General features: G+C 70.9%; 21 protein-coding genes. 11 read left to right on the top strand and 10 right to left on the bottom strand.

Going from position 1 to position 19,871, the window contains the following annotated elements; all coding sequences use genetic code 11:
• The 7 genes from AB0J64_RS13580 to AB0J64_RS13550 are packed head-to-tail and all read left to right on the top strand — an operon-like array spanning position 1 to position 6,683.
• On the top strand, positions 1-321 hold the full coding sequence (locus tag AB0J64_RS13580) for a PadR family transcriptional regulator (RefSeq protein WP_364025444.1): 321 nt from the start codon (positions 1-3) through the stop codon (positions 319-321).
• Positions 318-1,229 carry a hypothetical protein gene (locus AB0J64_RS13575; RefSeq protein ID WP_364025443.1) on the top strand — a complete coding sequence of 304 codons (912 nt, stop codon included), beginning with the start codon at positions 318-320 and terminating at the stop codon, positions 1,227-1,229. Before AB0J64_RS13580 ends, AB0J64_RS13575 begins: the two co-directional genes overlap by 4 nt.
• 34 nt (positions 1,230-1,263) lie before the next feature.
• A complete protein-coding gene (locus AB0J64_RS13570) occupies positions 1,264-2,163 on the top strand; it encodes a hypothetical protein (RefSeq protein WP_364025441.1) in 900 nt (299 codons plus the stop codon).
• Between the two features lie 41 nt (positions 2,164-2,204).
• Positions 2,205-3,110, top strand: a complete 906-nt coding sequence (locus AB0J64_RS13565; protein ID WP_364025439.1) for a hypothetical protein — start codon at positions 2,205-2,207, stop codon at positions 3,108-3,110.
• Complete coding sequence (locus AB0J64_RS13560) at positions 3,111-4,838, top strand: peptidoglycan-binding protein (RefSeq protein WP_364025437.1); 1,728 nt, start codon at positions 3,111-3,113, stop codon at positions 4,836-4,838. It begins immediately after the preceding gene.
• Positions 4,831-5,505 carry an ABC transporter ATP-binding protein gene (locus AB0J64_RS13555; protein ID WP_364025435.1) on the top strand — a complete coding sequence of 225 codons (675 nt, stop codon included), beginning with the start codon at positions 4,831-4,833 and terminating at the stop codon, positions 5,503-5,505. Before AB0J64_RS13560 ends, AB0J64_RS13555 begins: the two co-directional genes overlap by 8 nt.
• The gene (locus tag AB0J64_RS13550) at positions 5,505-6,683 is read left to right on the top strand and encodes an ABC transporter permease (protein ID WP_364025432.1); all 1,179 of its coding nucleotides are present in this window, start codon (positions 5,505-5,507) and stop codon (positions 6,681-6,683) included. Before AB0J64_RS13555 ends, AB0J64_RS13550 begins: the two co-directional genes overlap by 1 nt.
• Positions 6,684-6,690: 7 nt before the next feature.
• On the opposite strand, the gene AB0J64_RS13545 is transcribed toward AB0J64_RS13550, so the two are convergent.
• From AB0J64_RS13545 to AB0J64_RS13520, 6 genes are read right to left on the bottom strand one after another with little or no spacing between them, the layout of a single operon-like run.
• Positions 6,691-7,101 (bottom strand): hypothetical protein, encoded by a 411-nt coding sequence (locus AB0J64_RS13545; RefSeq protein WP_364025429.1) that lies wholly within the window; start codon positions 7,099-7,101, stop codon positions 6,691-6,693.
• Between the two features lie 54 nt (positions 7,102-7,155).
• Positions 7,156-7,758 carry a hypothetical protein gene (locus tag AB0J64_RS13540; RefSeq protein ID WP_364025426.1) on the bottom strand — a complete coding sequence of 201 codons (603 nt, stop codon included), beginning with the start codon at positions 7,756-7,758 and terminating at the stop codon, positions 7,156-7,158.
• Positions 7,749-9,149 (bottom strand): hypothetical protein, encoded by a 1,401-nt coding sequence (locus tag AB0J64_RS13535; RefSeq protein WP_364025423.1) that lies wholly within the window; start codon positions 9,147-9,149, stop codon positions 7,749-7,751. The genes AB0J64_RS13540 and AB0J64_RS13535 overlap by 10 nt, the downstream gene beginning before the upstream one ends.
• Entirely contained in the window at positions 9,146-9,997 is an 852-nt protein-coding gene (locus AB0J64_RS13530; protein WP_364025420.1) for an ATP-binding cassette domain-containing protein, read from the bottom strand. Before AB0J64_RS13530 ends, AB0J64_RS13535 begins: the two co-directional genes overlap by 4 nt.
• Entirely contained in the window at positions 9,988-10,812 is an 825-nt protein-coding gene (locus AB0J64_RS13525) for a zf-HC2 domain-containing protein (RefSeq protein WP_364025417.1), read from the bottom strand. The genes AB0J64_RS13530 and AB0J64_RS13525 overlap by 10 nt, the downstream gene beginning before the upstream one ends.
• Complete coding sequence (locus AB0J64_RS13520) at positions 10,809-11,378, bottom strand: RNA polymerase sigma factor (RefSeq protein WP_364025414.1); 570 nt, start codon at positions 11,376-11,378, stop codon at positions 10,809-10,811. Before AB0J64_RS13520 ends, AB0J64_RS13525 begins: the two co-directional genes overlap by 4 nt.
• 73 nt (positions 11,379-11,451) lie before the next feature.
• Here AB0J64_RS13520 and AB0J64_RS13515 point away from each other — a divergent pair, with 73 nt between their 5' ends.
• On the top strand, positions 11,452-12,417 hold the full coding sequence (locus AB0J64_RS13515) for an ABC transporter substrate-binding protein (protein WP_364025411.1): 966 nt from the start codon (positions 11,452-11,454) through the stop codon (positions 12,415-12,417).
• A gap of 12 nt (positions 12,418-12,429) precedes the next feature.
• Here AB0J64_RS13515 and AB0J64_RS13510 read toward each other — a convergent pair whose 3' ends face one another.
• On the bottom strand, positions 12,430-13,500 hold the full coding sequence (locus tag AB0J64_RS13510; protein WP_364025409.1) for a histidine kinase: 1,071 nt from the start codon (positions 13,498-13,500) through the stop codon (positions 12,430-12,432).
• 32 nt (positions 13,501-13,532) lie between these two features.
• On the bottom strand, positions 13,533-15,485 hold the full coding sequence (locus AB0J64_RS13505; protein ID WP_364025406.1) for a family 10 glycosylhydrolase: 1,953 nt from the start codon (positions 15,483-15,485) through the stop codon (positions 13,533-13,535).
• Between the two features lie 173 nt (positions 15,486-15,658).
• Here AB0J64_RS13505 and AB0J64_RS13500 point away from each other — a divergent pair, with 173 nt between their 5' ends.
• Both AB0J64_RS13500 and AB0J64_RS13495 read left to right on the top strand, forming a co-directional pair.
• Positions 15,659-17,173 (top strand): N-acetylmuramoyl-L-alanine amidase, encoded by a 1,515-nt coding sequence (locus AB0J64_RS13500; RefSeq protein ID WP_364025403.1) that lies wholly within the window; start codon positions 15,659-15,661, stop codon positions 17,171-17,173.
• Positions 17,174-17,598: 425 nt separating this feature from the next.
• Positions 17,599-17,883 carry a hypothetical protein gene (locus tag AB0J64_RS13495; protein ID WP_364025400.1) on the top strand — a complete coding sequence of 95 codons (285 nt, stop codon included), beginning with the start codon at positions 17,599-17,601 and terminating at the stop codon, positions 17,881-17,883.
• Positions 17,884-18,272: 389 nt separating this feature from the next.
• On the opposite strand, the gene AB0J64_RS13490 is transcribed toward AB0J64_RS13495, so the two are convergent.
• On the bottom strand, positions 18,273-18,470 hold the full coding sequence (locus tag AB0J64_RS13490) for a hypothetical protein (RefSeq protein WP_364025397.1): 198 nt from the start codon (positions 18,468-18,470) through the stop codon (positions 18,273-18,275).
• Between the two features lie 87 nt (positions 18,471-18,557).
• Positions 18,558-19,310, bottom strand: coding sequence for an NADP-dependent oxidoreductase (locus tag AB0J64_RS13485; RefSeq protein WP_364025394.1), 753 nt, complete (start codon positions 19,308-19,310; stop codon positions 18,558-18,560).
• A 107-nt stretch (positions 19,311-19,417) separates the two neighbouring features.
• Here AB0J64_RS13485 and AB0J64_RS13480 point away from each other — a divergent pair, with 107 nt between their 5' ends.
• Complete coding sequence (locus tag AB0J64_RS13480; RefSeq protein ID WP_364025391.1) at positions 19,418-19,849, top strand: helix-turn-helix domain-containing protein; 432 nt, start codon at positions 19,418-19,420, stop codon at positions 19,847-19,849.
• Positions 19,850-19,871: the final 22 nt, after the last annotated feature.

Below are 19,871 nucleotides of genomic sequence, written 5' to 3'. Positions count from 1 at the left end.
ATGCCCAGGGGAACCTCTGAAGTCAGCGAGCCGATGTACTTCGTGCTCACCGCCCTACGCGCGGGCCCGCTGCACGGTCATGCGATCAGCAAGTCGATCAAGGAGCTGTCCGGGGGCCGGGTCAAGCCCTCGGTCGGCACCCTCTACGGCATCCTGGAGCGCCTGAACGAGCGGGGCGTGATCGCCGTGGACAGAGAGGAGACGGTCAACGGCCGCAACCGGCGCTACTTCCGGATCACCGACGAGGGCCAGACGCTGGTCGAGGCCGAGGCGAGGCGCATGCACGAGGCCGCCCAACTCGTGCTGCGCCCCAGCACATGACCGCCACCGCACCCCAGCCCGCGACCGCTCTCGAACGTCGCTACCGCAGGCTGCTGCTCGCGTATCCGCGGAAGTACCGGGCGGCGCACGGTGACGAGTTGCTCGACGTCCTGCTGGAGTCGGCCGACGCCGGCAGGACGGTCCCCGCGCTCACGGAGGCGTGGGGCCTGCTGACGGGCGGCGTGCGCAGCCGCGTCGCCCACCAGGCGACAGGCAGCGCCTGGGTGGACGGCCTGCACCTGGGCATCACGGCCGTGGCGACGGCGAACCTCGCGGCGCTGCTCCCCTATGCGGCGGCCATGCCGCTGTGGACACTGCTGTCGGCACTCGCGTTACTGGCCGTCCTGCGCGGACGGGTGCTGGCGGCGTTCCCGCTCAGCCTCGTCACGGGCGTGAAGGCGGTCGCCGTCGCGGGCGGCTGGCAGGCGTTCGGCGTGACGCTGCTCCCGGTCGAGCCCTCCTTTCTCACTCCCCAGGGCCTGTTCGCGAACAGCAGTCCCTTCGCCGTCGCCGCAAGCTACGCGGTGGTGCTGATCGGGCTGCTGGTGCTCGCGTCGAGACGGCGGGAGGCGCTGCGGATCCGGTCGTGGTGGTGGTGGCCGGCCGCCGTGGCCATCGCGTGGGCGGGCCCCCACTGGATGGAGGAGGACACGACGTTCCCGCTCAGCCTGAGCAGGCTGGCGGTGGAGGCGGCGGCTCTCGGGCTGGCCTTGGCGTGCTGCTACCTGACGCGCGATCACCGGTGGGCGCTCGCGTCGGGCATCTACCTGCTGGTGACGTCCATTGAGCTGACCACCCACGCCGAGGCGCTGACCAGGCAGCACCTGGCCTACTGGGGCGTGCTGACCGTGCTGACCCTCGGGGCCACCTCCGCGCCGTTCCGGAGGCGGCGGCACTGTCTGGATTGACCATGCTTCGTTAAACGGAGTATGGTCTCCCGCCATGACGAGAAAGACGCTGCCTACTGCGCTGCTCGCCCTCGCCGTCCTCTGCGGCTGCGGGGGCGCCGCAGAGACCGCCGCCCCGCCGTCTCCCAGCGCGACGGCGGCGGCCAAGGACAAGAAACACCAACTCGAAGCGGCCAAGGCCGACTGCATGAAGCAGAAGGGCTTCAAGTACGTCGCGTGGGTGAAGCCCGAGTTGCCGGAGACCGAAGAGGACCGCAGCCGGAGCGCCGGCGACTACCAAGCCATGCGGAAATATCGCGAAAAGTACGGCTTCGGGATCTTCGCCGAGTTCATCTACCCCAAGGAGATGGACACCCCGGAGGCCCAGAGCGAACGCGGCGCCGCAGACCCGAACATGAAGGTCCAGGAGGCGCTCTCCGAGACTCAGCTGGGCGCCTACCACAAAGCCAAGGACGCCTGCATGATCACGGCTAGCAAGCAGGTCCTCGGCGTGACCGTGAAATCGAATATCGACTACTACAACCAGATAGCGCTGGCCAGGAAGCGGGCGACCTCCAGCACGCTCGACACCGACCCCAAGCTGATGGAGCTGGCCACCGCCATGGCCACCTGCCTGAAGGGCAAGGGCTACACCGTCGGTGACACCACGCCGACGGCCATGGCCAAGCGCGGCGAGAACGTGTTCTACGAGCAGCTGGACAAGGTGGGCCGGGAGCAGGACGACAGCGTGCCCGACGTCCCGCCTCCGACGAAGAAGGGCCAGGGCCAGCCGATCAACATGCCGAGGCTCACCTCCGAGCAGGCCAAGCCGTACCTGGCCAAGGAGATCAAGGCCGCGCTCGAAGACCTGGAATGCGGCAAGGACTTCTACGCGGCCTACACGCCCCGGAAGTCGGCGATCGACACACAGATCAGGGCCCAGTTCGCCTACTGACACCGCCGGCCCTACCCCATGAACTAAGGACGACCTTCGCCATGCCCACCAGATTCCCCGTGACCGCTGCCGCCCTGCTGGCTCTGGCCGCGCTCTCCGGCTGCGGGAGCGCCACTGAGACCGCCGCCCCGCCCTCGGCCGGCGCGACGGCGGCCAAGGACAAGAAGCACCAGTTCCAAGCGGCCAAGGCCGACTGCATGAAGCAGAAGGGCTTCAAGTACATCCCGTACGTGTACCCGGAGCCGAAGGGCACCGAGGAGGGGCGCCTCCGGGAATCCGGCGATTACCAGGCAATGCGGAAATATCGCGAAAAATACGGTTTCGGGGTCTTCGCCATGTACGTCTACCCCAAAGAGCTGGGCAACCCGCAGGTCAAGCCCGACAACCCCGCAGCAGTCGACCCCAACTGGAAGATCCAGTCCTCGCTCTCCAAGGCGCAGGGTCAGGCGTACCGGAAAGCGATGGAGGCCTGCGAGATCACGGCGGCCAACCAGCTCTACGGCCTGAATCTGAAGCAGGGCACCGACTTCTACAGCCAGGCGGGCAAGGCCTCGAACCGGGCCGTCCGGACCACGATCAACAGCGACCCCAAGCTCGTGGAGCTGGCCGCCTCCATGGCCACGTGCCTCAAGGGCAAGGGCTACGCGATCGCGGACACCACGCCGATGGCCATGGCGGAGCGCGGTCCGACGGAGTTCCACGCCCAGGAGGACAAGCTGGGCAGGGCGCAGATGAAGGATGTTCCCGACGTCGCGCCTCCGCGGAAGGAGGACGAGGTGCCGATGTACTACGCGCCGACGCTCACCCCCGAGGACGCCAAGCCGTACCTGGCCAAGGAGATCAAGGCGGCACTCGACGACGTGGAGTGCGGCAAGGACTTCTACCCCTCCTACCTCCCGAAGGAGTCGGCGGTCAGGGCGCGGGTCGACGAGCAGTACGGCATGTGAATGAGACCACGCAATCTCCTCGCCGGCGTCATCGCCGGTGTCGTGCTCGTCGCCGGGGCGGGGTGGGCGGTCAGCACCCGGTTACGCTCCCCCGCCGACGAGGCGGCCCGCCGGGCCGCGCCCAGCGCGTCGCTGATCACCGCCGCCGTCGAACGCCGCAAGCTCGTCAGCACCGTCGTGGTCAGCGGCACGCTGGAGTACGGCTCACCGCTGCCGATCAGCCTGGCCGGGGTGGTCGGCGGCACGTCCGAGCTGCAGCGCGCCACCCGAGCCCCGCACCGGGGCAGGCTCAAGGAGGGCGCGGTGCTGATGGAGGTCAACGGCCGCCCGGTGTTCGCGCTGCGCGGGTCCGTGCCGATGCACCGCACGATCGCCCCCGGCACCAAGGGGGACGACGTCCGGCAGCTCCAGCGGGCACTGCGCCGGCTGGGGTACGGCGCCCCCGTCACCGGCGTGTTCGACCGGGGCACGATCTCGGCGGTCACCCGGATGTACACGAAGAAGGGGTACGAGGCCCAGCAGCCCACGCTGGTCGACCGGCAGCAGTACGACACGTTGCGCAAGGCCGTACAGACCGCGCAGGAGACCCTGGCGACCGAGCAGCAGACCCTCGACCAGGGACGTGACGTCCTGCCTCTCAAGATCAAGCTGACCAACGCCAAGGTGGACCTGAAGTCGGCCGAGCGGGCGCTGAAGGAGGCCGAGTCGCAGGAGACGACGCCCGAGGACGAGACCAAGCTGGCGGCCGCGGACGCGGCCGTGCGCGCGGCGGAGGAGAAGCTCGCGCAGGCGGAGCAGGAGCTCGCCGCGGCCAGGAACCCGCCGACCCCGCCGGCCTCGGGAGGCACCTCCGGAGCCACTGCCACGCCGCAGCCCACCGCCTCCACTGACACGAGCCTGCTGGAGATGCGGGTCGAGAACGCGAGAGCGGACCTGGCGGCGGCGCAGGAGGCCCGCGACCGGGCCTCGGAGGAGGCGCGGCAGGCCAGGGAGAAGCGGCTCGAAGAGCTGCGCAGGGCCGTGCGCACGGCGAAGGAGGCCAAGGCCACCGCCGAGCAGGCGCTGCGCCAGGCCAGGCAGCTCTCCCCCACCAGGCTCAAGGTCGCCGGCGCCAGGAAGGACGTGGCCGCGGCCAAGGGGATGCTGGCGGAGTTCGCGCGTACGTACGGGACCTCCATCCCGCCCGGCGAGGTGGTGTTCCTGCCGAAGCTGCCGGCACGGGTGGAGAAGATCTCCGTGAAGGCGGGGCAGCAGGTCCAGAACGAGATCGCCACGGTGACCGGCTCGACGTTCATGGTGACCGGGTCGGTCGAGGCGACGGAGTCCGACCTGCTGCGCACGGGCATGGAGGCGAGCATCGAGCTCGACAGCGGCAAGACGTACAAGGCGGCGCTCACCGCCATCGGCGATCAGGCCAAGATCCCCGGTGCCGAGGAGCCCCCGAACGGGCAGCAGCCGGTCCTGCTCACGCCTGCCTCGGCGAAGGGGCTCAAGGCGGGCACCGCGGTGACGGCCCGCGTGACGGTGGGGGCGACCAAGAGTCCGGTGCTGGTCGTGCCCGTGGCCGCCGTGATCACCGCCGCGGACGGGAAGGCGCGGGTGCAGGTCGAGTACGCCACCGACAAGACCAAGGAGGTCGAGGTGCGTACGGGCCTGACCGCCGACGGGAACGTCGAGGTCATCGGCGCGCTCAAGGAGGGCGACCGGGTGGTGGTCAGCGGTGCCTGAGCCGGTGATCTCGCTGGTGGACGTCGGCAGGGAGTTCCCCGCGCAGCCGCCGGTCCTGGCGCTCGACGGGGTGACGCTCCGGGTGGAAAAGGGCGACTACCTCGCCATCGTGGGCCCGTCGGGCTCCGGCAAGTCCACCCTCCTCAACGTGCTCGGCCTGCTCGACCGGCCCACCTCGGGCAGCTACCGGCTCGACGGGACGGAGACCACGACCCTGCGCGACGGGGCCAGGACCCGGCTGCGCGGCGACCGGATCGGCTTCGTCTTCCAGGCCTTCCATCTGCTCTCCCACCGCAGCGTGGTGGAGAACGTCATGCTCGCCGAGATCTATCGGAAGCAGCGGCGTGGGGGCAGGCGGGAGCGGGCCCTGGCGGCGCTGGAGCGAGTCGGCCTCGGCCACCGGACGGGCTTCCTCCCCGACCGGCTGTCCGGCGGCGAGCGCCAGCGTACGGCCATCGCCAGGGCCCTCATGGGCGAGCCGTCGCTGCTGCTGTGCGACGAGCCCACCGGCAACCTCGACAGCCGCAACACGGAGGCGGTGCTGGACCTGTTCGACGAGCTGCGGGGGCAGGGACTGACGATCGTGGTGATCACGCACGAGCACGAGGTCAGCGAGCGGGCCGGCCGGCGGGTGCGGATCACCGACGGCCTGCTGGTGGAGGAGTGATGTACGTACGAGACCTGATCGGCGAATCCGTCGCCGGCATGCTCGCCAGGCCGGTGCGCTCGGCGCTCACCACGCTCGGGACCGTGCTCGGCATCACCACGCTGGTCATCACGCTCGGCGTGGCCGCCACCGCGGGCAACCAGATCGTCGGCCGGTTCGACGCGCTGGTGGCCACGGCCATCACGGTCGAGGTGCCGGAGTCGCCGGGCGCCCCGCTCGTCGAGTGGGACGCGATCGACCGGCTGACCAGGCTGCGCGGCGTCGAGTCCGCCGCCGCGGTGGCCGACTCCAAGGACGGCGAGAACGTGTCCGTGCGCTCCAACGACATCGTGGACCCGACCCGGGTCACCACGCAGACCCTTACCGTGCTGGCCGCGACGACCGGCCTGCCGGAGGCGGCCCGCGGCCGGATGGTGCAGGGCCGGTTCTACGACACCGGGCACATCGCGCGGCGCGACCGCGTGGCGGTGATCGGCGACCAGGCGGCCAAAATGCTCGGCGTCACCCGGCTGGACCGGGCACCGGCGATCTTCATCGGCAAGCACGCGTACACGGTCATCGGGATCCTGGGCGACCTGCGCCGTGAGCGCAACCTGAGCACCGCCGTGCTCGTGCCGCCCACCGTGGGCAGGCAGTTCGGGCTGGGCGACGTCACCAGGGTGCTGGTCAACACGAGCCTGGGCGCCGCCGGGCTGATCGCCCGGCAGGCGCCCACCGCGCTCAGCCCGGGGAACGGCGACATGCTGCAGGTCGTCGCCCCACCCAGCCCGACCAGGGCACGTGACCAGGCGCAGGACGACGTCAACGCGCTCTTCCTGATCCTCGGACTGGTCTCGCTCGTGGTCGGGGCGGTCGGCATCGCGAACGTCACGCTCGTCACGGTGATGGAGCGCGTCCCGGAGATCGGCCTGCGCCGCTCGCTCGGCGCCGCGAGGCGACACATCGCGGCGCAGTTCCTGCTGGAGTCGACGCTGATCGGCCTCACGGGCGGCGTGATAGGCGCCGCCCTGGGCATCGTCACGATCGTCGCGGTCTCCGCCGCCAAGCAGTGGACGCCCCTCCTGGACCTGCGACTGGCGGTCGCGGCCCCGGTCGCGGGCGCCGTGGTGGGCCTGCTGGCCGGGCTCTACCCGGCGCTGCGGGCGGCCAGGATGGAGCCGGTGGACGCGCTCAGGTAAGGGCCGCTCAGTCCGGCGCCCAGTACTTCTGCATGATCTTTTCCAGCTCCCGCACCACCGGCTGCCAGCTGGGCGGCAGCGTGTAGCGGGTGGCGCGCTGCTTCTTATAAACAAGCGTGTACTTAAGGAAGTCCGCCCCCTGCGGCTGGGGCTCGGAGGGGCCGATCTTCAGGCTCTTGAGGTACGTCTGGAGCGTGCGCTTCTCCTTGGCGGTGAGGCACTTGGCGACGGCCGGCCCGGTACGGCGGCTCAGCCGGACGCAGAAGTTGTCGTAGACGATCACGCGATCGTGGAACCCCGCGAACCCCCCTTCTTTGCTGAAGTCGACCAGCACCTTCTTCCGCACGGCCGCCTGCGCGGGCGCCATGGACGCGGTCAGCGCCAACAGGAGCACCGGCAGGAGCGCGATTCGCCACATCTTCACATCTCCATTGACGTACATGAAGGCCGGACGGCTCAAGCGCGACACTCCTCAACGCACATCACGGTGGGCAGCGGCGAGCACCAGGAGCGGGAGCGGCATCGCCGCCGCCCACCATGCGTGGACCGCGTCCCACTCGGCGCTGCTGGGCACCGGCCAGGCGCCGGCGAGCTGCGTCACCACGTACAGGACGAGCGCGACGACGGCTCCGGCCAGCCCTGCCGGCCTGGCGTGGTTCCGCCGCACCGCGGGCGCCGCCCCGGCGAGGCCGGCGAGCACGCAGAGCGCCGCCTCCACCGCCGCCCCGGCCAGGGACGGGCTGCCGGCCGGCACCCGCAGGGCGACGACCGCGTACGTGGCGGCCCAGGCGACGGCGACTGCCGTGCCCGCCATGAGGGTCCTGGCCCACTGCCGGACCCAGCGGGGCACCGGCACGGCCCCTGTACTCGCCTCCATCGCGTCCACCAGGGCGAACGCGGCGGCCGCCCCGAGCATCACCCCGGCCATCCTGAGCAGCAGCAGCCCGTGGCCGGGCTCGAGGTCCGCACCTGGGCTCACCACGACGGCCAGCAGCAGGGCGAGCGCGGCGGCGACCGCGACGGGCAGCCAGTCGATGGCGCGGGCGAGCGGGCGCAGCAGAGCGATCAGGGGCACGGCTCCTCCTTCACCTGGAACTCCTCGCGCAGGCCCAGCAGCGGCAGCGCCTGCTTGATGGTGGTGCCGGGCGCGGTGAGCGTGTCCCAGTGGGCTCGTACGCGCTCGGCCGCGTCCGGCCGCTCCAGCAGGCGGCGGGCGTATCCGACCTCGGCGGCCCCGTACCGTGCGCCGTGGAGCTGGCCGGGCATGACGAGCGAGCCGTTGGCCCCCATCGGCACCTCCCTCATGCCCTCCGGGAGAGCCGCTCCGGAAGGTCTCCAGGCCTGCGGCGGCGGGGCGTCGAGCAGCGGACCTGCCCGCCCGACCAGCCAGAGCGCCACCATCGTCTGGGCCCGGCCGGCGCCGCACCCAGCGAGGCCCGTGACCACGCCGGCCACCTGACCGACCAGCAACGCCTGGTGCAGGGCGGGATCGGTCGACCAGACGGTCCAGGTGGTCGGCTCATCCATGTCCGCGATGGCGCCGTGGCCGAACACTCGCTGGCGGATGGCCGGGATCCGGGCGCGGACGCGTTCCGGCACGGCGGACAGGAGAGGGTGCAGCGCCTTGCCCCAGACCGGAATCCAGGCCGCATAGTCCGGATACACGCAGTAGGAGACGCCCTCGTAGGTCCGGCACACCTGTGCGGGCAGCTTGGCTCCGCTTCTGGCCGAGGCGGTGGCCGCCATCCCCGTGGTCACCGCCACGGCCAGCGCGGCCGGCAGCACCACGGTCCGGACCGGGCGCAGGCCGTGCCTGAGCAGCGCCGCGGCGGCCAGGACGACCCCGACCGCCACGAGATAGGCCAGGTGCTGCCCGGACGGCCTGGGTCCCCACTCCGGGCTGTGGTTCAGCACCAGCGGCAGGAACCCGCCCGCGTACTCGCCCCGCGGGTTCACAGCCACGGCGAAGGCCAGCAGGCAGATCAGCAGCGGCGGCATGACCAGCCACGGCGTCCAGCGGGCCAGCGCCGCCCCGATGCCGGCGGCCAGCGTAGCCAGGGCCACCCCGCCCAGCGCCTCGTAGACGTCGATCCGCCCGGCCACCGGGCCCGTCGCCCACACGTACCCCAGGTGCGCGGCGAGCATCACGACCGCGACGAGCGCGCCCACGGCGGGAGCCGCCAGCACCACCGCCCTCGTACGGGTCACCGCCCGCCCCGGCAGCGCGCCCAGCGTCTCCGGCAGGCCGTGGCGGCGGTCGCGCCCGGCGGCCAGGTTGGCGGAGATCAGGACGGCGGCCCCCACGATCGTCGAGGCCGTGACGGAGCCGATCGTCACCATCGTCATGTCGGGCAGCCAGGAGCTGCTCCCGGCGACCGCCGCGGCCAGCGCCAGCACCGCCGCGCCCCACAGGACAGGGCTGCGCAGCAGCCGCCGCGCCTCGAAGAGCGCCAGCGAGCCGGTCACGCGGTCACCTCCACAGGCTCGTCGAGCAGCAGCAGGTAGCCGTCCTCGACGCCCGGCTCCGCGGGCACGCCGCCCGGCGGCCGGTCGCCGAGCGCGCGGTAGCGGCCGTCGGCCGTCCGCCAGAACAGCCGCGCCGCGTCCGGCGCCCGGTCCGACAGCCAGACCTGCCCCCGCGCGGTCCCGGCCAGCTCTCCCGGCGTGCCCTCGAACACGCTCCTGCCGCCCTTCATCACCACGACCCGCTCGCACAGGGCGGCGACGTCCTCGGTCTGATGGGTGGACAGCAGGACGGTACGGCTCTCGCCGAGCCTGGAGACGAGCGCCCTGAAGCGCATCCGCTGCTCCGGGTCGAGGCCCACCGTCGGCTCGTCGAGTATGAGCAGGGCAGGGTCGCCGAGCAGCGACTGCGCCAGGGCCAGCCGCTGGCGCATGCCTCCCGACAGCTTGCGTACCTTGGTCCTCGCCCGGTCGGCCAGGTCCACCTCCGCCAGCACCCTGCGTACCTCGCGGTGCCGGTCCCGCCTGTCGGTCAGCTCTTTCAGGATCGCCACGTACTCCACCAGCTCGAACACCGTGAAGTGCGGATAGAAACCCGGGTTCTGCGGCAGGTAGCCGAGGCGGCGGCGCAGTTCGGTGCGCTGCGCGCGGTCGGCGGGATCCAGCCCGAGCGCACGCACCTGCCCGCCGTCCGGCGCCAGGGTGGTCGCCAGCGTGCGGAGCAGCGTGGTCTTGCCCGCGCCGTTCCGGCCGAGCAGCCCCGTCACGCCCTTGCCGAAGTCCAGGTCGAGCGAGTCGAGCACGAGTCTGCGGCCGAAGCTCTTGGTCAGGCCGCGAACGGTCAGTTCCATACGGGTTCTCCAGGGTCGAAGCGGGCGCGCCGCAGGTAGACGAGGGGAATCAGGATCAGCGCGGCGAGGGCGTACCCGATCTGGGCTTCGAGCGAGAACGCCAGCTGCTCGCCGCCCACCACCGCGCAGATCCACCCGGCCCCGAACACCGACGCGGAGATCGGCGGCGACACCCACGTCGAGAGCGCGAGCATGGCGACGGTCAGGGCCAGCGCGGGCAGCAGCCACGCGGCGGCGAGCCCGGGCGGCCCCGGCAGCAGTGGCGTGGCCAGCCCCGTCAGCACGAGGGCCGTGGTCAGCACCGCGACCGCGCGCAGCAACAGCGACCTGACGCCGGCCATGGGCGTGGCGGCCTGCAACTCGTAGACGGGATCGACGTGCCTCCCGTAGGCCAGCGCCACGCCGGCCAGCGGCAGCACGGGCGCGACCGCGAGGAAGGGCAGCATCGCGTACGGCTCCAGAGCCGGGTGGCGGGCGGCCAGTTGCCCGGCGCCCACCGCGAACGCCAGCGTCGAGGCGATGGCCACCAGCCATCCCCTGGCCAGCGCGGGTGTGGCCGCGAGGAACACCGCCACGTGCTCGGGCACCCCGACGCGCCGCAGCACCCGCGCGAGCGGCCGAGGCCTCGGCCGGTCGACCACGTCCTCGATCCCGGCCCAGCTCGCGTCGAGCCACTCCACGCCGTACGGCACCGCCGCCCGGCAACGCGCGCATCCGGCGAGATGGCTCTCGACGGACATGACCTGGGCGGGTTCCAGATGGCCGGTGACGTAGTGCTCCATGAGCTCGGCCGGGAGGTGCCATTGACGGTTCATGCCAGAAACCCCCTGAGCTGTGCCTTGGCCCGCATGACGCGGGTCTTCACGGTCCCCACGGGCACGCCGAGCAGCTCGGCGGCCTCTCTGGTGGTGAGCCCGTCGAGTACGGTGGCCTGGATCGCGGCGCGCAGCTCGGGCGACAGCCTGGCCAGCGCCTCGCCCAGGCGGCCGTGCTCCACCCCGACCAGGACGGTGTCCTCGGCCGACTCGGTGATCAGACGGGCGTCGGGCTGAGGTACGGCCGGGGCCGCGGGGCGGCGCAGGGCCGAGATCAGGCGGCGGATCGCGATGGTCCAGATCCAGGCGGCCGCCTCGCCTTCCGAGGCGCGGAAGCGGCGGGCGTCCCGCCAGACGGACACGAACGTGTCCTGCAGCGCGTCGTCCACCAGGTCGGGATCGGCGCAGCGGCGCGCCAGCCGGGCCCGCAGCCAGGGGGCGTGCCGCTGGTGCAGCAGCCGCAGCGCCTCCACACGACCGGCGGCCACCCCTGCCAGCAGCTCGGCGTCGTCGCTGTCCGGGCCGATGGGAGGCGGCTCTCGGCGGCGTACCGAAAAGAGGTGCATGTCCGCTCTATCGCATCATGAGACGGGATCGGTTCAGCCGAGTGGCCCTCAGTGTCTCGGGCAGGAGGAACACGTGGCACTACGGATCGGGGCGCCCGTGTCGCTGTCAGGCAGGCACGCCCGTTTCGGCGAGCAGGTCGCGCTCGGGCTCGCGACCTGGCGCGCGCTCAGCCCGTCCGTGGAGCTGATCGTCGAGGACGACCGCAGCCAGCCCGGAACCCTGGACGTCGTGCTCCCCCGGTTGGCGGGGCAGTGCGACCTCCTGCTGGGGCCGTACTCGACGCAGCTCATGCGGCGGGCGGCCCGCCTCGGCGCCGCGCTGAACCACCTGATCTGGAACCACGGCGGCGCCGGGGACGACGTCCAGGCGGCGCGCCCCGGACATGTCGTCTCGGTGCTGACCCCGGCCGGCCGGTACGCCGAGCCGTTCATCCGCCACCTCGTGGAGACCGGCGATCGCAGTCCGCTCCGGATCGTCTACGGCAAGGGCGGCTTCGCCCGGCAGGTGGCCGACGGCGCCGCGCGGGCCGCGAACGAGCAGGGCATCCCGGTGGTGCGCGGCGGCCCGGTGGAGGACTCCTGGAATCTCCTGTGCGCCGGGTCCTTCGACGAGGACGTGGCGGCCGTCGAGCGGGCCGGTCGCTCCCGGGTGATCTGTGCCGTGGCCGCGGGGGTGCGGGAGTTCGGCACGGCCGTGGGCGATCCCCGGGGGGTTTACGGGATCGCGCAGTGGTTCCCCGGTCTTGGGGGCGAGGCGGCCGTGGGGATCTCCGAGCGGGACTTCCTCGACGCGTACCAGGAAAGGGCCGGGAGGCCACCCGACTATCCCGCCGTCCAGGCGGTCGCCGCCGCGATCATCGCGGCCCACTGCGCAGAACAGGCGGGCGGCACCCGGCGCGCGGAGCTGTGGCCGGCCGCCGCCGGCCTGCGGACGGCCACCTTGTTCGGCGATTTCGCGATCGACTTGCGCACCGGCGCGCAGACCGGGCACAGGACGGTGCTCATCCGGTGGGAGAGCGACGGACCCGTCGCGGTCTGATGGGGAGCCCGCCTATGACGTGGGCAGGACGGCCTCGACGCGGAAGCCGCCGTCGTCGTCCTCGCCCGCCTCCAGGGTGCCGCCGGCCAGCTCCACCCGCTGCCGCAGGTCCAGCAGCCCCATGCCGGGGCCGCCGGATGCGATCCAGGCGGCCGGCCGGCCGGGGGTGTTGCGGACGGTGATCCGTACCGATCCCGGGAGGTAACGGACCAGCACCCGCGCCTCCGCGCCGGGCGCGTGCTTGCGGACGTTGGCGAGAGCCTCCTGGACCAGCAGGTACGCGGTACGCCCCACGCAGCCGGCCACGGGCACCGGCGTCCCGTCCACCGCCAGCTCCACCGGCACGCCCGCCTGGGCCGACTCCGTGACCAGCGGCCGCAGGTCGGGCAGGGGCAGCCCCAGGTCGAACCCCTCTCCTGTGCCGCGCCGGAGCAGCACCACCATGTGACGCAGCTCCTCCAGCGCCTCGCCCCCGGTGGCGCGCAACTCCTCGGCGACCGCCCTGGCACGCTCGTCGCCCGACGTCATGGCCAGGACTCCGGCCTGCAGCACCATCCGGCTGACCCGGTGGGTGACCACGTCGTGCATCTCGCCCGCCAGCCGCTCGCGCTCCACCCGCTCGGCCCGCTCGGCCAGTTCGCGGCGCAGGCGTTCGCTGACGGCCACGTACATGCCGTAGAGGGCGGCCAGCGCGATCGCCGTCTCGGTGCGGAGGACCAGGGGGAGGTGGTCGGGGAGGGCCAGGACGGCGAGGGCCAGGACCAGCACGGGAAGCCAGCGCCGGGTGCCGCGCCGATCCGCGTACGCCATCGCGCCGTACGCGGCGAACGCGCACGTGGGCGGCCAGATCGGCGCCCCGGCCGGCGGCGGCACGCCCGCGACCACCGCCAGCACGAGGAGGGCGACCGCCGTGCCCGCACTGGTCCAGGCGACGGCGAGCGGCATCCTGCGCATCCACAGCACCGGCACCGCCGCCGCCAGCAGGACCACGAGGACCGGGCCGGTGTAGCCGGTCGCCAGCGTCAAGCCCCCAGCGACGAGGGCCGCGACCGCGTCGATGGGCCGCGGACGGGCACCGTCCACCGGCTCATCGTACGATCATCGTTCCCTGACGGCTATGTCTTGGTGATGCGTACGGCGTCGGCGATCACGTAGCCCGTCGTGGAGGTCCAGCGGCTCACCCCGACCACGTTGTACGTGCCCGCCGCCAGCGTGTACGTCCCCAGCACCCGCCACTGCCCGCCGCCGCTGCGCTGGTCCACGGTGACCGTCTGGTTGCCGCCGGAGGCCGCGACGATGTACGGGGTCGCGCTGTTGTACCCGGAGTTGGCCGGATACCACACCTCCACCCGATAGCTCCCGGCACTCGGAATGGTCGCCTGATACCAGGCGGGGTCGCTGGCCGAGACCGGATTGGCGAAGCGGTAGTCGGTGCCGTGCAGCTGTGCGGAGTAGGTGGACGTGCCCCAGTTCGAGCCGGCGGTGAAGCCCGCGTCGGAGTTGTCGATCACCACGCTGAAGGCGGAGCCTCCTTCGCCCACCGCCTTGCCCGCGCTGGGCGAGCTCTCCTGGTGGGTGCGGGTGAGCGCTGTCACGTAGTACGTGTAGGACCCGGACGCGGCGGTCGTGTCCGTGAAGGACGTCTGCCGGGTCGTGGTGATCAGGTTCCGGGCGTCGGCGAAGAAGCACGGGTCCGCCGTGGACTGTGCCCCGGCCACCCGGTACACCGCGTACGACGTGCCAGAGCCCGTCCACGCGAGCTGGACGCCGTTCGAGCCCTGGACGGCCGAGGTGAGCGCGGGCGCGGACGGCGCGGCCGACGAACCCCGGGCCGGTAACAGCGCGGGACGCGAGTAGTGGGTGTTCACCAGCTTGGTGATCGCCCCGATCCGGTCGGCCTTGACGTCCTTGGCACTGAAGAAGATGTCACCGACCACCTCGGGATGCTTTCGGTTGTCGGTCAGGTGGTCGCTCAGCTCCGCCGGGTCCTGCCAGGCCGCGTCCTGCCCGGAGGCGCCGGCGCGGTAGGCGGCCTGGCCGACCACGAGCTGCACGCCGGTCCCCTTCACCACGTCGGACCACCAGGCGGTGAGCACCTCGTACGCGGCCGCGGAGTAACCGATGTTCCAGTAGATCTGGGGCGACAGGTAGTCCACCCAGCCCTGCTTCACCCATTGCCGGCTGTCGGCGTAGATCGCGTCGTACGACTGCAGCCCCGAGGTACGCGAGCCGAGCGGGTCCGTCGCGGCGTTGCGCCAGATGCCGAACGGGCTGATCCCGAACGACACGTGCGGCTTGGCCGCGTGGATGCGCTGGTCGAGCTCGCGTACAAGCAGGTTGACGTTGTTGCGCCGCCAGTCGCCGACGTTGGTGAACGAGCCGCCGTACTGGGCGTACGCGGCGGAGTCGGGGATGCTCTGGCCGCTCACCGGATAGGGGTAGAAGTAGTCGTCGAGGTGCACGCCGTCCACGTCGTACTTGGAGACGGCGTCCATGATCGCGTCTTCGATGAAGTCCCGCACCTCGGGGATGCCGGGGTTGTAGTAGAGCTTCCCGCCGTACGCGAAGCGCCAGTCGGGGTGCTGCCGGGCCGGATGCGTGGACACGAGCTTGCTCGGGTCGTCGTTGTTGGCCACCCGGTACGGGTTGAACCAGGCGTGGAACTCCAGGTTGCGGGCGTGAGCCTCGTTGACCATGAAGGCCAGCGGGTCGTACCCGGGGTTCCCGCCCTGGGTGCCGGTCAGCCACTGCGACCACGGCTCGTACGGTGACGGCCAGAACGCGTCGGCCGTGGGCCTGATCTGCACCACGACGGCGTTCATGCGTTTCTGGACGGCCAGGTCCAGCCAGGCGCGGAACTCGGCCTGCTGCGCCGAGGCGCTCAGCCCCGTGCGGCTGGGCCAGTCGATGTTCGCGACCGATGAGATCCACATGGCCCTGAGCTGCCGCTTCGGGGTGGCGGGATCGGTCGCGCAGGCCATGGCGGCGGCCGGGGAGGCGGTGGGGGCCACGATGCTGACGAGTGCGGCGGTGAGGGCCGCCAGTACGGTACGCACGAGCGCGGTCACGAAAGGAAGTTTCAGCGCGATCACCCGAAAGCGCAATAGTTTTCTTCCCCGAGATCCACTGGCCTCTCGGGCGAGGGAGAAAAGTTTCACCTACCTCCCGAGTAATGTCAATTATCGACATATGTCAGGAGATGTCTTACGGTGCAGCCGTCCCCCCTTTACGAGGAGCACCTATGACCCTCGCCCGCACGGGATTAGCCACTCTCGCCACCTCGACCCTCGCCGCCCTCCTCATCGCCGCAGGCCAGCCCGCGCTGGCGGTGACCAAGGACAGCCCGCTCCAAGCCGCCTTCGCCAAGGCGGCGGCCGCGCAGGACGTGCCCCGCGACCTGCTCGTCGCGCTCGCCTACGGCGAGACCCACCTCGACGGGCACCAGGGCAAGCCCAGTGCCAGCGGCGGCTACGGCGTCATGCACCTGGTCAGCAACCCGACCAACCACTCGCTCGAGAAGGCCGCCGAGCTCACCAAGCTCCCGGTCGACAAGCTCAAGGCCGACGACGAGGCGAACATCCTCGGCGGCGCGGCCGTGCTCCGCACCCAGGCCGACGCACTGGGTCTCGACGAGACGGCCAGGAAGGACATCGGCCGCTGGTACCAGGCCGTGGCCAAGTACGGCAACGCCTCCTCCCCCGAGACGGCCCGGCTCTACGCCGACGCCGTGTACGAGCAGCTCGGCCTCGGCATCGACACCCGCGGCGTGCGGGTCAAGCCGCAGGAGGTCACCGCCGACCGCGGCGACCTCGCCAACGCCCGCCAGCTGAACGCGCAGGCCGAGGTGGCCAGCGCCGACTACCCGCCGGCGTCCTGGGTGGCCGCCAGCTCCAGCAACTACACCGCCTCCAGCCGGCCGTCCGCCTACGCCATCGACCGGGTGATCATCCATGTCACCCAGGGCTCGTACGCGGGCACCATCTCCTGGTTCCAGAACTCCAGCGCGCAGGTCTCCGCCCACTACGTGGTCAAGTCCTCCAACGGCGACATCACCCAGATGGTGCGCGAGAAGGACATCGCCTGGCACGCCGGCAACTGGACCTACAACACCAGGTCCATCGGCATCGAGCACGAGGGCTACATCGACGACGCCTCGTGGTTCACCGACGCGATGTACCGGGCCTCGGCTGCCCTGACCAGGGCCATCTGCGACAAGTACGGCATCCCGAAGGACCGCAGCCACATCATCGGGCACAAGGAGGTTCCCGGCGCGACCCATACCGACCCGGGTCCGTACTGGAACTGGACCACGTACATGAACTACGTGACCGGTGGCAGCACCCCGTCGTGGTCCACGACCATCGACAACAGCACCTCCGGCCAGTTCACCGCCAGCACGAACTGGGGCACCTCCACCTACTCCAGCCAGCGCTACGGCGCCGACTACCGCTTCGCCGACCCCCTCGCCACCAGCGACCCGGCGTGGTACTCGGCCACCATCCCCAGCGCGGGCACGTACCGGGTCGAGGTCTGGTATCCGGACGATCCCGGATACAACAGCTCGGCGCCGTACATCGTGGCGGCGTCGGGCGGCAACCAGACGGTCTACGTCGACCAACGCTCCGGAGGAGGGGCCTGGAAGAGCCTGGGCACCTTCTCGCTCAACGCCGGCACCTACAACGCCGTCGGCGTGAGCCGCTGGACCTCGGGCACGGGCCTCGTGATCGCCGACGCGGTCCGCATCAGCCGGGTCTGAGAATCACCTCGTACGGCCCGCGTCCCCTCCGCAGCGGGGGCGCGGGCCGTTCCCTCATCCACCACGGCGACTTCGCCCGCATCTCCCTCCGATGGCGTGCGTCGACCGCCTTGGGAGAGAAGGCTTCCTACCTTTGAACAGGTGCTGCTTGAGTGGTCGAAACAGCGGGCCAGTCGCTTATGTAGAGGCAGACTTCCATGGAGGAGATGGGTATCAGTCCGCCGCCGTATCGCAGGCCGGCGCCAGAGCGTGAGGGCCAGAACAAGATCCCCTCGGAGGACGCCTCGGTCAAGGCTCTGTGACCTCGGCGCAGGCTGCGCACGTGCACGCTCTGGGGCCGACAGCGAGACGACAGGGACGCGCCAACGATCTGTAAGGACGCGTCCATAACGTGTGTGCTGTTTCCCAGACGAAAGGATGCCTTCATGTCCACACGGCTTCGGCGCCTCGCTACCGCGTGCATTGTCGGCACGGCGATGTCCGCCGGCCTCGCCCTCGCCGCCCCCGCCGCTGCTTTCGCATCACCCACGCCCGACGGTACGAGAGTGACCGACGTCGCGCCGGCCATGTACGTCTCCTGGGGCCCCTACGACACGTACGAGGAGTGCCACGCCTCCTGGGCCCGGAACCCGGCCAGGGTCAAGAGCGAGTGCCACTTCGAGTGGTTTGAGCCCTGGATCGGCGGCGGCTGGTGGTACGGCTCCAGCTGATGCCCTGCACGAGCAGCCGGCCAAGGTCACGGAACTGATCCGGGTGTTCATCACCCGCGTGACCCATGAGTGATTTGCCCTAATTACTCTACGGACTCATGCAGACCAAGAAGCTCACCGTCACCGGGGCCGCCGCGCTGTGCGTGCTGGCCCTGTTGTTCGGGGTCGACCTGCACGATGCGGCCGATCGCGGCATGGGAGCGGCGTGCCTGTAGGTCAGCTTTCTGCAGGAGATCGACCATCCGTCTCAGCTCGGCTGCGGACTGGACGAGTTCATCGAATCGGGTTAGGCCTGGCGTGTCCATCAGCGGGCCTTTCACGAGGCGGTCGGAAGGTGTTCAGGATCCTTCAGCCTTGAGCAGGTGCCGGATCTTGATATCAAGCCCCCCTCAAACGCAGCGGCGTTGAGGAATTCGATGGACTCGGCGACCGCCGATGATCACCTCTCGGTGGTCCACGCCTTTGGCGGTGGTGACGTCGATGACGGTCAGGAACTCCGGTCCGCGCAGGACCTCGGTGGTGAAGAACGGGGAGCTGTCGTTGTTCGCACGACCGTAGAGCGCCGCCATTTCCTCGTGTGCGGGCACGTCATCCCTTCGTCTTCTGCCGGACGTCGAGCAGGTTTCCGACGAAGATCCAGTCAAGGCCATCGGCGCCCGTCCACACCGGCGATCTCAGACGGCCTCGTTCACCGTTAGGACGATCTTGCCTTTGACCCGGCCGGTCTCGCTGAGCTCGTGCGCCCTGGCCGCCTGCGCCAGCGGCAGGACGGTCTCGACGGCGGCCCGCAGGGCGCCCTGCCGCACCAGCCCGGCGATCGCCTCCAGGTCGGCCGTCGAGGGGGTGAAGCCGAACTCGACGAACCGCAGGCCGCGCTCGTCGGCCAACTTTCGTACGTCACTGCGGTCCGGGCCGGCGCCTCGCACGTCGATGAGTATTCCGCCGGGCGCGAGCGTGTCCAGCGAACGGGGGCCGTAGTCTTCGGCGATCGGGTCCAGGACGACATCGATGTCACGTGCGACCGTAGCGAAGTCGGCCCGTGTGTAATCGATGAGCTCGTCGGCGCCCAGCCGGTGGAGGAAGGCGTGCTTGTCGGCTCGGGCGGTGCCGATCACGTACGCGCCACGTGCCTTGGCGATCTGCACGGCCAGGTGGCCGATGCCGCCGGCGGCGGCGCGCAAACGTGTCACTGCCTCGCCGACCGCCTCCACCACCCCGGACAGGTCCAGCCCAAGCGTGAACGGCGGTTGGCCCAACCGTCGGATCTGGCCGGAGCGGATCTTCCAGTCGGCGGGGTTCACTCCGGCCGCCTTGATCCGAACCAGCACCTCGTGCGGTCCTGGCTCGGGCCGCTCTGTCTCGATGATCTCCAGAACCTGCGGGCCGCCGAAGGCCCGCTGGCTCACGGCCAGCATGCGCGTACTCATTGTTCACGTCCATCCATGGTCTGGCGACCCCCGGTCGCCCGGCGTCCATGCTGGCCGCGTGCGGTACCGATTGTAAAGAAGGCACCTGTTTGATATCTAAGTACCTTATGGATACCAACTCCGGGCGTGATCCCAGACGCCTGGCCCTCACCTATCGTCGCGACTGCCCGTCGCGCACCGTCATCGAGGTCCTGGCCAACAAGTGGACGCTGTACGTCTTGGCGGCGCTGCGGCGACAGGACGGCCCTATGCGGTTCAACGACCTGCGCCGACTCCTGGAGGGCATCACGCAGAAGATGCTGACCCAGACGCTGCGCGCGCTGGAACGCGACGGCCTGGTCAGCCGCACGGTCTATCCCACCATTCCGCCCCGGGTGGAGTACGCGCTGACCGAGCTGGGCGTCGACGTCGGACAGCTGACCACCGCGATCGCCGACTGGTCGATCGCGCACGCCTCGGAGATCCTGGCCGGCCGCCGAGCCTTCGACGCCCGCACACCCGCCGACGCCGCGCCCCTTCCCTCCACGTACAGCCGATGAGCATCCTGTGTATGCCGAAGCC

The organism is Nonomuraea sp. NPDC049695 (assembly GCF_040674955.1).
GTDB classification, from domain to species: Bacteria; Actinomycetota; Actinomycetes; order Streptosporangiales; family Streptosporangiaceae; genus Nonomuraea; species Nonomuraea helvata.
Note: the sequence above shows the minus strand (reverse complement) of the source record. Positions and strands in the feature narration are given on the sequence as shown.

Coding starts and splice junctions, on each gene's coding strand:
- AB0J64_RS13580 (WP_364025444.1), top strand. CDS start 1: ATGCCCAGGGGAACCTCTGAAGTCAGCGAGCCGATGTACTTCGTGCTC.
- AB0J64_RS13575 (WP_364025443.1), top strand. CDS start 318: ATGACCGCCACCGCACCCCAGCCCGCGACCGCTCTCGAACGTCGCTAC.
- AB0J64_RS13570 (WP_364025441.1), top strand. CDS start 1,264: ATGACGAGAAAGACGCTGCCTACTGCGCTGCTCGCCCTCGCCGTCCTC.
- AB0J64_RS13565 (WP_364025439.1), top strand. CDS start 2,205: ATGCCCACCAGATTCCCCGTGACCGCTGCCGCCCTGCTGGCTCTGGCC.
- AB0J64_RS13560 (WP_364025437.1), top strand. CDS start 3,111: ATGAGACCACGCAATCTCCTCGCCGGCGTCATCGCCGGTGTCGTGCTC.
- AB0J64_RS13550 (WP_364025432.1), top strand. CDS start 5,505: ATGTACGTACGAGACCTGATCGGCGAATCCGTCGCCGGCATGCTCGCC.
- AB0J64_RS13545 (WP_364025429.1), bottom strand. CDS start 7,101: ATGTGGCGAATCGCGCTCCTGCCGGTGCTCCTGTTGGCGCTGACCGCG.
- AB0J64_RS13530 (WP_364025420.1), bottom strand. CDS start 9,997: ATGGAACTGACCGTTCGCGGCCTGACCAAGAGCTTCGGCCGCAGACTC.
- AB0J64_RS13525 (WP_364025417.1), bottom strand. CDS start 10,812: ATGAACCGTCAATGGCACCTCCCGGCCGAGCTCATGGAGCACTACGTC.
- AB0J64_RS13520 (WP_364025414.1), bottom strand. CDS start 11,378: ATGCACCTCTTTTCGGTACGCCGCCGAGAGCCGCCTCCCATCGGCCCG.
- AB0J64_RS13500 (WP_364025403.1), top strand. CDS start 15,659: ATGACCCTCGCCCGCACGGGATTAGCCACTCTCGCCACCTCGACCCTC.
- AB0J64_RS13495 (WP_364025400.1), top strand. CDS start 17,599: ATGTCCACACGGCTTCGGCGCCTCGCTACCGCGTGCATTGTCGGCACG.
- AB0J64_RS13485 (WP_364025394.1), bottom strand. CDS start 19,310: ATGAGTACGCGCATGCTGGCCGTGAGCCAGCGGGCCTTCGGCGGCCCG.
- AB0J64_RS13480 (WP_364025391.1), top strand. CDS start 19,418: ATGGATACCAACTCCGGGCGTGATCCCAGACGCCTGGCCCTCACCTAT.